The 13,727-nt window shown below is 62.5% G+C and carries 8 protein-coding genes; 7 read left to right on the top strand and 1 reads right to left on the bottom strand.

Annotated elements, in window-relative coordinates; all coding sequences use genetic code 11:
• The first annotated feature begins 124 nt into the window (after positions 1-124).
• The 5 genes from AC13QO_RS18930 (at position 125) to AC13QO_RS18910 (ending at position 8,741) form a co-directional block, all read left to right on the top strand.
• Complete coding sequence (locus tag AC13QO_RS18930) at positions 125-940, top strand: alpha/beta hydrolase fold domain-containing protein (RefSeq protein WP_488541508.1); 816 nt, start codon at positions 125-127, stop codon at positions 938-940.
• Between the two features lie 46 nt (positions 941-986).
• Complete coding sequence (locus AC13QO_RS18925; protein ID WP_488541507.1) at positions 987-2,177, top strand: efflux RND transporter periplasmic adaptor subunit; 1,191 nt, start codon at positions 987-989, stop codon at positions 2,175-2,177.
• Positions 2,178-2,294: 117 nt separating this feature from the next.
• The gene (locus tag AC13QO_RS18920; RefSeq protein ID WP_085779211.1) at positions 2,295-5,495 is read left to right on the top strand and encodes an efflux RND transporter permease subunit; all 3,201 of its coding nucleotides are present in this window, start codon (positions 2,295-2,297) and stop codon (positions 5,493-5,495) included.
• 286 nt (positions 5,496-5,781) lie between these two features.
• A complete protein-coding gene (locus tag AC13QO_RS18915) occupies positions 5,782-7,566 on the top strand; it encodes an IlvD/Edd family dehydratase (RefSeq protein ID WP_285194120.1) in 1,785 nt (594 codons plus the stop codon).
• A gap of 326 nt (positions 7,567-7,892) precedes the next feature.
• Positions 7,893-8,741: a GNAT family N-acetyltransferase gene (locus tag AC13QO_RS18910; RefSeq protein ID WP_085779209.1), complete on the top strand. Its 849-nt coding sequence runs from the start codon at positions 7,893-7,895 to the stop codon at positions 8,739-8,741.
• A 2-nt stretch (positions 8,742-8,743) separates the two neighbouring features.
• Here AC13QO_RS18910 and AC13QO_RS18905 read toward each other — a convergent pair whose 3' ends face one another.
• On the bottom strand, positions 8,744-9,661 hold the full coding sequence (locus tag AC13QO_RS18905) for a DMT family transporter (protein ID WP_183699076.1): 918 nt from the start codon (positions 9,659-9,661) through the stop codon (positions 8,744-8,746).
• A 192-nt stretch (positions 9,662-9,853) separates the two neighbouring features.
• On the opposite strand from AC13QO_RS18905, the gene AC13QO_RS18900 reads away from it, so the two are divergent.
• Positions 9,854-11,152, top strand: coding sequence for an adenylosuccinate synthase (locus tag AC13QO_RS18900; RefSeq protein WP_085779207.1), 1,299 nt, complete (start codon positions 9,854-9,856; stop codon positions 11,150-11,152).
• Between the two features lie 60 nt (positions 11,153-11,212).
• A complete protein-coding gene (locus AC13QO_RS18895) occupies positions 11,213-13,699 on the top strand; it encodes a hypothetical protein (RefSeq protein WP_488541506.1) in 2,487 nt (828 codons plus the stop codon).
• Positions 13,700-13,727: the final 28 nt, after the last annotated feature.

Below are 13,727 nucleotides of genomic sequence, written 5' to 3'. Positions count from 1 at the left end.
ATCGGAACAGTGTTATCGTGATATTGCTTCTTATTCCCTGTTCTGAATAACAATATCTTTTTTATACGAAATGCAAGCGGCAGGTGTTGTGTGCCTGCGGTTGCGTGCAAAAGAGACCGGACCGATGACGGTAGAATGGAAGGACATGATGCTGGATAAGGTGGCCATCGGCCCCGTTTCCGCGCGTGTCTACCAGGGCGCCGATTACGGCAAGGGTCCGCCCATCGTGCTTTACCTGCATGGGGGCGCATTTCTCGACAGCGAAACAAATGTCGACCGGCCGGTTGCCGTCAGTCTCGCCAAAGCCGGCGCCATCGTCGCCGCCGTCGACTACAGCACGCTGTCCGGCAACCTCTTTCCGAAGGCATTGGAAGTCTCCTTCTCCGTTTTCACCTATCTCGCCAACAAGCGCGCCGCCGGTCTCGGCGACCGGAAGTCGCTGCTGTTTGTCGCCGGCGAGGAGGCGGGCGGCAATGTCGCGGCCGGAGTGGCGCTCAAGGCGCGCGATCAGATGCCGGAGGCGCTCGACGGCCAGGTACTGATTTCACCGCTGCTCGATCCCTTCATGGGCACGTCGTCGATCCGCAAGGCCGAAGCGATCGGCATGCGGCAGCGCTGGGCGGACGGCTGGAGCCATTATCTCAGCGGTGGCGGCTGCCACCCCTACGCGGCCCCCTGCCTCTGTTCGCGTCTTTCAGGCGTCGCGCCGGCGCTGATATTCACCGCGGAGGATGATCCTCTGCACGACGAAACACTTGGTTACGGTGCCCGCCTGAAAAAGGCCGGCGTCGGTGTGCGCCAGCATGTCCTTCCCGCCGGGACGGGCTGGCCCTCGATTTATGGTGGGAAATCTGGGGAGACACCCGACTGGCAGGAACACGTCAGCCGCCATTTCGGAAGTTTCCTTCAGGACGTAAGCGTCCAACCGCAATTGCATTGAAGAAGATCTGATATTTCGGCGGCCTGGGGCCGCAAGGAGAGTACTGATGACGTCCAGAAGCAAGCGCTGGGCCCTCGTGGGCGCCGGCATAGGACTTATTGCGTCCGTTTCAGGCGCTGCATTGTTTTTCGAGCTGCCGATGAGCACGACGGCTACGGCAGCTTCCGCTCCCGCGCAGCCTCCCGCCGTACCGGTGACGGTGGCCATGGTCGAAGCCCGCGACGTGACGGCCTGGGAGACCTTTTCCGGCCGTCTCGAAGCGGTCGATCGTGTCCAGGTCCGTCCCCGTGTCGAAGGCGCCATCCTTTCGGTGGCTTTCCGTGAGGGGGCGCTGGTGAAGCAGGGTGACCTGCTCTTCACCATCGATCCGGCTCCTTACCAGGCTAGCGTGGCGCAGGCTCAAGGCCAGGTCGCTTCGGCCGAAGCCAAGGTCAGCCTGGCGCAGACCGAGCTTGACCGCGGCCGCAGGCTGTCCGACAACCGCACCATCTCCCAGAGCGATCTCGATCAGCGCCAGAGCGCGCTGGCCGAGGCGCAGGCAGGACTGCGATCAGCGCAGGCTGCGTTGCAGTCGGCTCAGCTCAATCTCGATTACACTCAGGTGCGGGCGCCGGTTTCCGGCCGCATCGGCAAGATCGAGGTGACGACAGGCAACCTGGTTGCGGCCGGATCGGCTTCGCCTGCGCTGACGACACTCGTTTCGGTCGATCCGATCTATGCGAGCTTCAACGCCAGCGAAGAGATGGTGACCCGCGCTCTCGCCCAGTTGCCGCAGACGGACGGCGCTCTGCCGCCCGTCGAAGAGATTCCGGTCGAGGTCGGCACGCTCGCCGACGAAGGCACGCCGATCAAGGGCAAGCTGCAGCTGATCGACAACGAGGTCGACGCATCGAGCGGCACCATCGGCGTGCGCGCCGTCTTCGATAATCCGGGCGGACGCCTTATCCCCGGCCAGTTCGTGCGCGTGCGCATGGGCCAGCCGAAAGCTGAGAACAAGATCGTCATCAGCGACCGCGCCGTCGGCACGGACCAGGACAAGAAGTTCGTCTTCGTCGTCCACGGCGACAACAAGGTCGCATACCGGCAGGTGCAGCTCGGCGCTCTGGCTGAGGGGCAGCGGGTGGTTGAAAGCGGCCTCACCGCCGGCGAAAAGATCGTCGTCAACGGCTTGCAGCGCATCCGTCCGGGCGCCGTCGTCATTCCGCAGATGGAAGAGAAAGTCGCGACCGCGCAGTAAGACGCAGCCTTCCCCTCTCGGGGAAGGCCAATTTCCGAAATGACAGGACCCACCGGCGGCTCCCAAACCGCCGGCAAGGGACGTTGCATCCAAGTTCACCCCGGAGAGGGCTTTGATATGAACATCTCCAGATTCTTTGTTGACCGGCCGGTCTTTGCCGGCGTTCTTTCGGTCCTCATCGTGGTTGCCGGCCTGATCGGCCTGCGCGCGCTGCCGATTTCCGAATATCCCAACGTCGTGCCGCCGTCGGTCGTCGTGCGCGCCACCTATCCCGGCGCCAATCCGAGCGTCATTGCCGAAACGGTGGCGACACCGCTCGAAGAGCAGATCAACGGCGTTGAGGACATGCTCTACATGTCGAGCCAGGCGACGTCGGACGGCGTGCTCAACGTCACCGTCACCTTCAAGCTCGGCACCGACCCCGACAAGGCGCAGCAGCTCGTGCAGAACCGCGTTTCGCAGGCCGAACCGCGCCTGCCGGCGGAAGTGCGCGCGCTCGGGATCACCACAGTCAAGAGTTCGCCCGACTTCATCATGGTCGTCAACCTCGTCTCCGACGGGAACAGCCACGACATCACCTATCTTCGCAACTACGCGACCTTGAACATCAAGGATCGGCTCGCCCGCATCCCCGGCGTCGGCCAGGTGCAGGTCTTCGGCGCCGGCGATTATTCGATGCGTGTCTGGATCGACCCGCAGAAGGCCGCCGAGCATGAACTCGCCGCCAGCGACATCAGCAACGCGATCAGCTCGCAGAACGTCCAGGCCGCCGCCGGCATTATCGGCGCGTCGCCGAGTCAGCCGGGCGTCGACCTGCAGCTCAACGTGAATGCACAGGGCCGCCTGCGCACGCCCGAGGAGTTCGGCAACATCATCGTCAAGACGGGCGCCAATGGGGAGATCACCCGCCTTCGCGACGTCGCCCGCATCGAGCTTGGCGCCGCCGACTATACGCTCAGGTCGCTGCTCGACGGTAAGCCGGCCGTTGCCGTTGCCGCCCTTCAGGCGCCCGGTTCGAATGCGATCGAAATCGCCGACAATGTGCGCGCAACCATGGATCAGCTGCAATTGGCCATGCCTGAGGGCGTCAAATACGAGATCGTCTACGATACGACGAAATTCGTGCGCTCCTCGATCGAGAAGGTCATCGACACGCTGCTCGAAGCCATCGCGCTCGTCGTCCTCGTCGTCATCGTCTTCCTGCAGACATGGCGCGCGTCGATCATTCCGCTGATCGCGGTTCCGGTCTCGATCATCGGCACCTTCGCGGTCATGTATGTCTTCGGCTTCTCGATCAACGCGCTCAGTCTGTTCGGGTTGGTGCTTGCGATCGGTATCGTGGTGGACGACGCCATCGTGGTGGTGGAAAACGTCGAGCGCAATATCGAGCATGGCCTGTCGCCGCGCGCGGCCACTTATAAGGCGATGAAGGAAGTGTCCGGTCCGATCATCGCGATCGCGTTGGTGCTCGTCGCGGTCTTTGTGCCGCTCGCCTTCATCTCTGGCCTGTCGGGTCAGTTCTATCGTCAGTTCGCGCTGACGATCGCGATCTCGACCGTCATCTCGGCCTTCAACTCGCTGACCCTGTCACCGGCGCTTGCCGCCCTTCTGCTGAAGGGCCACGACGCGCCCAAGGACTGGCTCACGCGCTTCATGGACGCGATCTTCGGTTGGTTCTTCCGTGGCTTCAACCGCGTCTTCGGCGCAGGCTCGAATGCCTATGGCAAAGGTGTTGGCGGCCTGGTGTCGCGCAAGAGCATCGTCATGGTGGTCTACCTGGCGCTGGTCGGCGCGACCTACAGCATGTTCACCACGGTTCCCGGCGGCTTCGTGCCGTCGCAGGACAAGCAATATCTGATCGGCTTCGCTCAGCTGCCGGATGCCGCAAGCCTCGATCGCACGGAAGACGTCATCAAGCGCATGACCGATATCGCGCTCGCGCAGCCCGGCGTCGCCAATGCAATCGCCTTCCCCGGCCTGTCGATCAACGGCTTCACCAACTCTTCGAATGCCGGCATCGTCTTCGTGACGCTGAAGGATTTCGAGGAGCGCAAGACGCCGGATCTTTCTGGCGGCGCCATCGCCATGGCGCTGAACCAGAAATTCGGCGCAATCCAGGATGCCTTCATCGCCATGTTCCCGCCGCCGCCGGTCAACGGTCTCGGCACGACGGGCGGTTTCAAGCTGCAGATCGAGGATCGCGCAGGCTTGGGCAACCAGGCGCTCGACGAAGCGACCAAGGCAGTGCTTGCCAAGGCCTATCAGACGCCTGAGCTCGCCGGGCTGTTCTCCAGCTTCCAGATCAACGTGCCGCAGCTCTATGCCGATCTCGACCGCGCCAAGGCCGAGCAGCTCGGAGTGTCCGTCACCGACGTCTTCCAGACGCTGCAGATCTATCTCGGCTCGCTCTATGTGAACGACTTCAACGCCTTCGGCCGCACCTACAGCGTCCGTGTGCAGGCCGACGCGAAATTCCGCGCTCAGCCGGAAGATATCGGACAGCTGAAGGTTCGTTCGGCGTCGGGCCAGATGATCCCGCTTTCGGCACTTCTGAAGGTGGAGCCGAGCACGGGTCCGGAGCGGGCGAACCGCTATAACGGCTTCCTCGCCGCCGATATCAACGGCGGGCCGGCGCCGGGCTTCTCGTCCGGCCAGGCACAGGCGGCGATCGAGAAGATCCTACACGAGACGCTGCCTGCTGGCATCGACTTCGAATGGACGGACCTGACCTATCAGCAGATCCTTGCCGGCAATTCGAGCGTCGTCGTCTTCCCGCTCGCGCTGTTGCTGGTGTTCCTGGTGCTTGCCGCCCAGTATGAAAGCCTGACCCTGCCGTTGGCGATCATCATGATCGTACCTATGGGTGTCCTGGCCGCTCTGACAGGCGTCTGGCTCACCGGCGGAGATAACAACATCTTCACCCAGATCGGCCTGGTCGTCCTTGTCGGCCTATCGGCGAAGAACGCGATCCTCATCGTGGAATTCGCTCGCGAACTGGAGTTCGAGGGCCGGACGCCGCGCGAAGCCGCGGTCGAAGCCAGCCGCCTGCGCCTTCGCCCGATCCTCATGACTTCCATGGCCTTCATCATGGGCGTCGTGCCGCTCGTCGTCTCGACCGGCGCCGGCGCGGAAATGCGTGCGGCGATGGGCGTTGCGGTGTTCTCGGGCATGATCGGCGTGACTTTCTTCGGCATCTTCATGACGCCGGTGTTCTACGTGCTGCTGCGGCGGTTGACGGGCAATCGCCCGCTCATCCAGCACAAGCCGGACGAACACAAGGAGGAAGAGGCCGAGGTCATTCGGCTCGCGGCGGAATAAGCGGAATTCAACCTTCCTTTGTCGAGTAAATCGGGCGGGAACTTCGGTTCTCGCCCGTATCGTTTTTCTGGCACCCGATGAAAATGCGTTACGTTCATCAAAACGGTTGCAACCGTGGAGGAGGGGACTATCAAAGGCGGATAGCAGCTGGGAGGATCGGCGCGGGCCCCGCTGTCCGGATAAGCGAGACCGGCAAAGCCGGCGCGCTTGCGGAAGTTGCTGAGGCGGACTGCAGCGCTTCGCTTCTAAATTTCGAAGAGAAGAGTGGCCGATCGGGAGGATAATGATGACGGACCGCCAAACGAAGAAACGCCGCCTGCGTTCGCAGGATTGGTTCGACAATCCCGATCATATCGACATGGCGGCGCTCTATCTCGAGCGTTTCATGAATTACGGCATCACCCCGGAAGAGCTGCGCTCGGGCAAGCCGATCATCGGGATTGCCCAAAGCGGCAGCGATCTAACGCCCTGCAACAGAGTGCATATCGAGCTCGCCAAGCGCGTGCGCGACGGCATTCGCGACGCAGGCGGAATACCGATCGAGTTTCCGACACATCCGATCTTCGAGAACTGCAAGCGTCCGACCGCCGCCCTCGATCGCAATCTTGCCTATCTCGGCCTCGTCGAAATCCTCTACGGCTATCCACTCGACGGTGTCGTGTTGACCACCGGCTGCGACAAGACCACGCCTTCGGCGATCATGGCTGCTTCGACGGTCGATATTCCGGCTATCGTGCTTTCCGGCGGTCCGATGCTCGATGGCTGGCACGAAGGCGAACTGGCCGGTTCCGGCACCGTCATCTGGCGGATGCGGCGGAAATATGCGGCAGGCGAGATCGATCGGGAGGAGTTCCTGCAGGCAGCGCTCGACTCGGCTCCGTCCGTTGGCCACTGCAACACGATGGGCACAGCCTCAACGATGAATGCGCTGGCGGAAGCACTCGGCCTGTCGCTCACCGGCTGTGGCGCCATCCCGGCCGCCTACCGCGAGCGGGGGCAGATGGCCTACCGCACCGGACGGCGCGCCGTCGAGATCGTGTTCGAGGATCTGAAGCCATCGGATATCCTGACGCGGGCTGCTTTCCTCAATGCGATCCGCACCAATTCGGCGATCGGCGGCTCGACCAATGCGCAGCCGCATCTGGCTGCGATGGCCAAGCATGCCGGCGTCGAACTTTATCCCGATGATTGGCAGGTGTACGGCTTCGATATCCCGCTTTTGGCCAATGTCCAGCCAGCGGGCGCCTATCTCGGTGAGCGCTACCACCGCGCCGGCGGCACGCCGGCGATCATGTGGGAGCTGCTGCAGGCCGGAAAACTCGACGGCGATTGTCGCACGGTGACGGGGAGGACGATGGCCGAGAACCTCGACGGTCGGCAGGCCAGCGACCGCGAGGTCATTCGGCCATTCGACCAACCGCTGAAGGAGCGGGCGGGCTTCCTCGTTCTCAAGGGCAATCTCTTCGATTTCGCGATCATGAAGATGAGCGTCGTCTCGGAGGATTTCCGCCAGCGCTATCTTCTGGAACCCGGGCGGGAAGGTGTCTTCGAGGGCAAGGCGGTGGTTTTCGACGGTTCCGAGGATTATCACAAGCGCATCAACGACCCCGAACTCGGCATCGACGAGGATACCATCCTCGTCATCCGCGGCGCGGGGCCGCTCGGCTGGCCGGGATCGGCCGAGGTCGTCAATATGCAGCCGCCGGATCATCTGTTGAAGCGTGGCATTCGCAGCCTGCCGACAATCGGCGACGGGCGTCAGTCGGGCACCGCCGACAGTCCGTCGATCCTCAATGCATCACCGGAAAGCGCTGCCGGGGGCGGCCTCGCCTGGCTTCGCACCGGCGATATCATCCGCATCGACTTCAACCAGGGGCGCTGCGACATGTTGGTCGACGACGCGGAGATCGAGCGGCGCAGGAGCGACGGTATTCCGCCGGTGCCGGCGGATGCCACGCCGTGGCAGCAGATCTACCGCCGCTCGGTGACGCAGCTGTCGGATGGCGCGGTTCTGGAAGGTGCGTCGGAGTTTCGCCAGATCGCGAAAAACCCGCCACGGCACAACCATTGATTCTGGCGCAGGGCAGCGATAGTGGCTAATTTCCGCTGAAATGCTTCCTGTCCTCCGGGTTGAGTACGCGAGAGATTTCGGCGCGACATTTATCCGCGCCGGAAGTTATTGGGCGCCAAGTAATTTTCTTGAGCTTGCAACGGCATTGTTTCATGGTAATGCGGAAACGAAGCTTACTGCATTGCATCGAAAACGATTATACGCGTGGTCAAGACCATCGGCGCGGCTTCTCCATCGTTCGTCCGGTGCGATCGGTGGCGGTGATCTGAAAATTGCTTTGCCGTTGGCGGGATCGACTTGCGGGACATTCAATCTGGGAAGGTCGCATGAATTCGGAATTTGCCGTTCGTTCGATGCGGCCCGGCGAATTGGAACTCGTGCTCGAATGGGCGCGTCAGGAGGGGTGGAATCCGGGTCTCGACGATTCGCTTGCATTCCTCGAAGCCGATCCGTCGGGATTTTTCGTCGGCTCTATCGGTGAAGTCCCCGTCGGCTCGATCTCGGTCGTCAAATATGGCGACAGCTTCGCCTTTCTAGGCCTCTACATCGTCCACCCGGATTTCCGCGGCAAGGGTTACGGCAAGGCGATCTGGGAAGCGGGAATTGCCACGGCGGAAGGCCGGACGATCGGTCTCGACGGCGTTGCCGCGCAGCAGGGGAACTATCGCAAGGCCGGCTTCGAGCCCGCCTATTCCACCATTCGTTACGGCGGTGTTGCCTCCTCTTTGCCGGCCTCCACGCTTGTCGCGCAGCCGGTGCTGGATTCACGCCTGGAAGGGCTGCAGCGTTATGATGCGGCGATCTTTCCGCAGCCGCGGGATGCCTTCCTCGCCGCCTGGTGCACCAGCCGCAAGGGGCGGCGTACGGCCGTAGTCCGCAAAAGCCACAAGATCCGCGGTTACGGCACGATTCGCCGCTGTTACGAGGGCTACAAGATCGGCCCGCTTTTCGCCAACGATGCAGACAGCGCCGCGGCACTGCTTGCCGGATTGATCCCCGAGGCAAAGGGCGCTCAGATCTTCATCGATATCCCCGCCGACAATCGCGAGGCGATTGCACTTGCCGAAGGCATGGGTCTTCAGCCGGTGTTCGAGACCATGCGGATGTATCGAGGACCCGCCCCGGCGATCCCGCTGAAACACGTCTTCGGCGTGACGACGCTGGAGCTTGGTTAAGCCTAATCCACGGGGGAGGCGGGCACGGTTGGAGCGGACGCTTTCGGCCGGCCCTTTTCGGCGATTGCGATGCCGCCGAGCGTCAGCATCAGCGCTACCATATGGAAGGACTGAAGCCTTTCTCCGATCAGTACGACGGAAAGCAGTGTTCCGAATACCGGCACGAGATTGATGAAGAGACCGGCGCGGTTGGCGCCAATAGCCTCAACGCCTTTGATATAAAGGATCTGCGCCAGCAATGAGGGAAAGATCGCGGTATAGAAGGTGATGCTCCAGCCGGCCTGGTCAGGCCACTGCGCAGCGCCGCGGCCGATCTCCCAGAGAAGCAGCGGCAGCGAGGTCAGCATGGCGGCGAGGGCGGGGAAGGCCATTAGCGTGCGCCAGTCGACCGGCGGTTTCCAGCGCAGGAAAATCGTGTAGAGCGAATAGGCGGCAATAGCGATCAGCATCAGCCCGTCGCCGCGGTTAAGCTGCAGCTGCAGCAGCGTGGCGAGGTCGCCATGGGCGGCGGTCAGCGCCACGCCCATCAGCGTCATGCCGAAGCCGAGACATTGCGCCAGCGAGATGCCAGTGCGGAAAAAGAAAAAATTCAACAGGAAGATCAGCATCGGAATGCCGGCTTGCTCGATGGCGACGTTGATCGCCGTTGTATATTGCACCGCCGAATAGAGCATGGCGTTGAAGAGTGTATAGCCAATGGCGCCGTAGCAAAGAAGCAGCGGCAGGTTTTTCCTCGCCACAGGCCAATCCTTCTTCAGTTGCGGCACAGATATAATGGCGATGAACGCGACGGCGAGGAACCAGCGCAGAAAGGTCAGCATCATTGGGCTGATATGGCCGACCGCGAGTTTGCCGGCGACGGAGTTGCCGCCCCAGCAGAGGGTGGCGATGACGAGGCAGATATAGGCCGTGGCTTGCAAGAGCGTTCTTCCTCGTCTTCTTGCGATCGAAGTTCGGATTTTTCCCAGGGGAAATAGACTGCCGGCTGCTGATTTGTCACGTAAAAAGCCCAATCGTCTGTGACAACAGGGTCGCTTTCCCAAAAACAAAGCTTTATAGATGCGCGGGTTTGAGCAGGTGCGCGGTTTTCCGCCGGTAACAGGAAGAGTTGGATGACGAACGTAGTCGTGGTCGGTTCGCAATGGGGTGACGAAGGCAAGGGCAAGATTGTCGATTGGCTTTCGGAACGTGCGGATATTGTCGTGCGCTATCAGGGCGGCCACAATGCCGGCCATACGCTCGTCATCGACGGCACGAGCTATAAGCTCTCGCTGTTGCCCTCCGGCGTCGTGCGTCCCGGCAAGATGGCGGTGATCGGCAACGGCGTCGTCGTCGATCCGCATGCGCTGATCGCTGAGATCGGCCGACTGGAGGCGCAGGGCGTGACGGTTACGCCTGACAATCTGCGCATCGCCGACAATGCGACGCTCATCCTGTCGCTGCATCGCGAGCTCGACGCGATGCGCGAGGATGCCGCGTCCAACAGCGGCACCAAGATTGGCACGACGCGCCGCGGCATCGGTCCGGCCTATGAGGACAAGGTCGGCCGCCGCGCCATCCGGGTCATGGATCTCGCCGATCTCGACAGTCTTTCCGGCAAGGTCGACCGTATCCTGACGCATCACAATGCGCTTCGCCGCGGCCTCGGCGTCGCCGAGATCAGCCACCAGGCGATCATGGACGAGCTCACCTCGATCGCCGATCGGGTGCTGCCGTTCCGCGACACGGTCTGGCTTTTGCTTGATAGGGAGCGCCGCAAGGGCGCCCGCATCCTGTTCGAAGGTGCGCAGGGCAGCCTGCTCGACATCGATCACGGCACCTATCCTTTCGTGACCTCCTCCAACACCGTGGCCGGCCAGGCGGCGGCCGGTTCCGGCATGGGGCCAGGCTCGCTCGGCTATATCCTCGGCATCACCAAGGCCTATACGACACGCGTCGGCGAAGGCCCGTTCCCGACGGAGCTGACCGACGAAATTGGCCAGTTCCTGGGTGAGAAGGGGCATGAGTTCGGTACCGTGACAGGGCGCAAGCGCCGCTGCGGCTGGTTTGACGCGGCACTGGTGCGTCAGTCGGTTGCGACCAACGGCATTACTGGCATCGCGCTTACGAAGCTCGATGTGCTCGACGGTCTCGAGGAACTGAAGATCTGCGTCGGTTATATGCTCGACGGCGAACAGATTGATCATCTTCCCGCAAGCCAGGGAGCGCAAGCTCGGGTCGAACCGATCTATGTCACGCTTGAGGGATGGAAGGAATCGACCGTCGGCGCCCGCAGCTGGGCGGATCTTCCGGCACAGGCGATCAAATATGTTCGCCAAGTCGAGGAACTGATCGGGGCGCCGGTCGCGCTCCTTTCCACCAGCCCGGAGCGGGACGACACGATACTTGTGACCGATCCGTTTGAGGATTAAGGTCACGGCCCACTGTGGAGGACAGTTCGGCAGAAGGCCGGACTTCTTGAGAAAGTAAGAATGGCGGATTTTATTGCAGTTATTCGGCGGGCCGTCGACGGCCTGGCTGAAAACACCCCCGAGATGCGGGTGAAAGTCTACGAACGTGCTCGCGGCGCAGTGCAGCGGCAGCTCGAGAACATGAAGCCGCGTCCGCCGGAAGCCATGCTGCAACGCCAGCTCGAAAAGCTCGAGGCCGCCATCCGCGAAGTGGAGGCTGAACACTCCGAAGCGCTGCCCCTCGAGGAGACGGTCGGCGCCGGTGCTGCGCCGGAAACCTTGGAAGAACAAGCGGTTCCTGACGAAAGCACCTTGCCGCCTACGCCCCAGGCGGCTGTGGGCGAGCCGACCGGTGAAGTCGATGCGGTATCGCCGACGGCCGAGGCCGTCCACGAGCCCGATCACTTGGAAGCCGACACACTGCAGGAAACTGAGGAAGAGGTCGCGGCCGAGGAAGCCCCTTTCGCCGAACCTGAGCCCGAACAAACACCTGTTTCCGCTGAGACAGCTGCACCCGTCGAGACCTATTGGCATCCCTCGCATGAGGAGGAGGCTCCGGCCGAGGAATGGCATGCCGGCGAGGCGCGTGACGTCGCCTCCGAAGAAATGCAGCCGGAACATCACGGCTTCGAAACGCCACCTGCCGATCATTCCTACGAGGAAGCCGACGAGCATCGTGCCGATGAAGAGCATCCCGTGGAGGGCGAGGAGATCGCGGCCGAACCGGCGATGGCGGAAAGCCATGAGCCCAAGGCCGAGGCGGCTTACGAGCCCATCGAGTCGTTTCAGCCGATCACACGCGGCCTAGAGCATGCATCCAACCGGCTCGTGGAGCCGGTCGCCGATTTCAATCGTGCCCAGGAATTCGTCGAACACAGCCGCGAGGAGCCGCTGCAGGCGGATGCTGCGGGACATTTCGATCCTGTCTGGGCCGAGCCTGCCGTCGAGACGCCGGCTCCGGCGCCCAAGGATGCGGAGACCGAATGGGCCGAAGAGGAGCTCCGGCAATATTCGGAAACGGTGCCGGTTACCGCCGACGCTTCGGCGCGTGCCTTCGAAGACGTGATATCGAGCCTCGAAAAAATGGCGCCCGCCGCTGTCATGCCGGCCGCTAAGGAAGCTTTTTCCTGGGAGAAGGCTGCCTTCGACGATCTGCCGCCGATCGAGGCGGGCACCGACAAGAAGACGCCGGTGTCCTCGCATTTCGACGACGTTGATATTTTTGCGGAGGTGCACGACGGTAAACCTACGCCCCCCGCCGGCGCGCCGAGCGAGGCATGGCGCGAAGCGAAGGCGCTGCGCGGCTATGACCGCCGCGGCCCGATCGCCACTGACGATGACGACGCCAACCCGGCGATGGATATCGATCAGATCGTCGCCTCGAAGCTGCAGGGCAAGAATTTCCGCATGGAACCGAAGCGCCGCCGCTTCGGCATCGGCACGATCATTACTCTTCTCTTTGCGCTTATCCTGATCGGTGGCGGCGCCTATGCCGGCTGGGTGAACAGAGAAGCGCTGGTGGCGATGGTCGATGGGCTTGTCAGTTCGGCACCGTCGCAGGCTACGAGGAACGAGGCGGCAACGACGCCGGCGGGCTCCGAGACGCCGGCTCAGCCCGCGCCGACGCCAGCCCAGCCAGCCGCACCGGAAGCACAGAATACGCCGCCGGCGCCGGCACAGCCTAACCAGCAAGTGGCGTCCTTGAACAATGACGGCGCGGCGGCCAATTCCAAATTCACGCAACGACTGCTTTCCGACGGGACCGAAGTCGACAGCGGCCCGGCGACGGTGCCGGGAACGCCGACGGCTGAAGGAAAATCGGTGGCCGAGCAGAACGTCGCGGCGGCGGATACGCCGGCGGCCAGTGCGCAAGGCGATGCGGCCCCGCCCGAAACGCTGACGCCGAACGGTCCTGCGGCATCGCCGCAGCAGGCTGCGCCGGTTGGTTCGTCGGAAAAAATGTTCCTCTATGAGGAGCGTATCGGCCAGAGCTCGCCGACGGCGATCGAGGGAACGGTCGTCTGGACCGTCCAGCACGAGGCTGGCCAGGAAGGCCGGCAGGAGGCGACGGTACAAGGCAATGTCACCGTTCCCGAGCGCAACCTCTCGGCTCTCGTCACCTTCAAGCGCAATTCCGATCCGTCGCTTCCGGCGAGCCATCTCGTCGAGATCGTCTTTTCGGTGCCGCCCAATTTTGAAGGCGGCAGCATCGAAAGCGTCCAGCGCATCTCGATGAAGCGCACCGAGCAGGATCGCGGCGATGCGCTGATCGCGGTTCCGGCCAAGATCACGGATGATTTTCACATGATCGCGCTCAACGACTATCCCGATGCGCGCAAGGCCAATCTCGATCTGCTGTCGACCCGCAACTGGATCGATATTCCGATCACCTACCGCAACGGCCGCCGTGCGCTGCTGACGATGGAGAAGGGTGGTACGGGAACGGATGCCTTCAATACAGCCATCAAGGAATGGACTGCACTCGGGGATGTCTCGACGAGCCAGTGAGTGGGTTCTCAGTGCGTTGTGCCACCGG

This window comes from Rhizobium sp. CNPSo 3670, assembly GCF_057784555.1.
Note: the sequence above shows the minus strand (reverse complement) of the source record. Positions and strands in the feature narration are given on the sequence as shown.

Bases quoted from the DNA above. Each gene is read 5' to 3' on its own strand.
- AC13QO_RS18930 (WP_488541508.1), top strand. From the start codon at position 125: ATGACGGTAGAATGGAAGGACATGATGCTGGATAAGGTGGCCATCGGC.
- AC13QO_RS18925 (WP_488541507.1), top strand. From the start codon at position 987: ATGACGTCCAGAAGCAAGCGCTGGGCCCTCGTGGGCGCCGGCATAGGA.
- AC13QO_RS18920 (WP_085779211.1), top strand. From the start codon at position 2,295: ATGAACATCTCCAGATTCTTTGTTGACCGGCCGGTCTTTGCCGGCGTT.
- AC13QO_RS18915 (WP_285194120.1), top strand. From the start codon at position 5,782: ATGACGGACCGCCAAACGAAGAAACGCCGCCTGCGTTCGCAGGATTGG.
- AC13QO_RS18910 (WP_085779209.1), top strand. From the start codon at position 7,893: ATGAATTCGGAATTTGCCGTTCGTTCGATGCGGCCCGGCGAATTGGAA.
- AC13QO_RS18900 (WP_085779207.1), top strand. From the start codon at position 9,854: ATGACGAACGTAGTCGTGGTCGGTTCGCAATGGGGTGACGAAGGCAAG.
- AC13QO_RS18895 (WP_488541506.1), top strand. From the start codon at position 11,213: ATGGCGGATTTTATTGCAGTTATTCGGCGGGCCGTCGACGGCCTGGCT.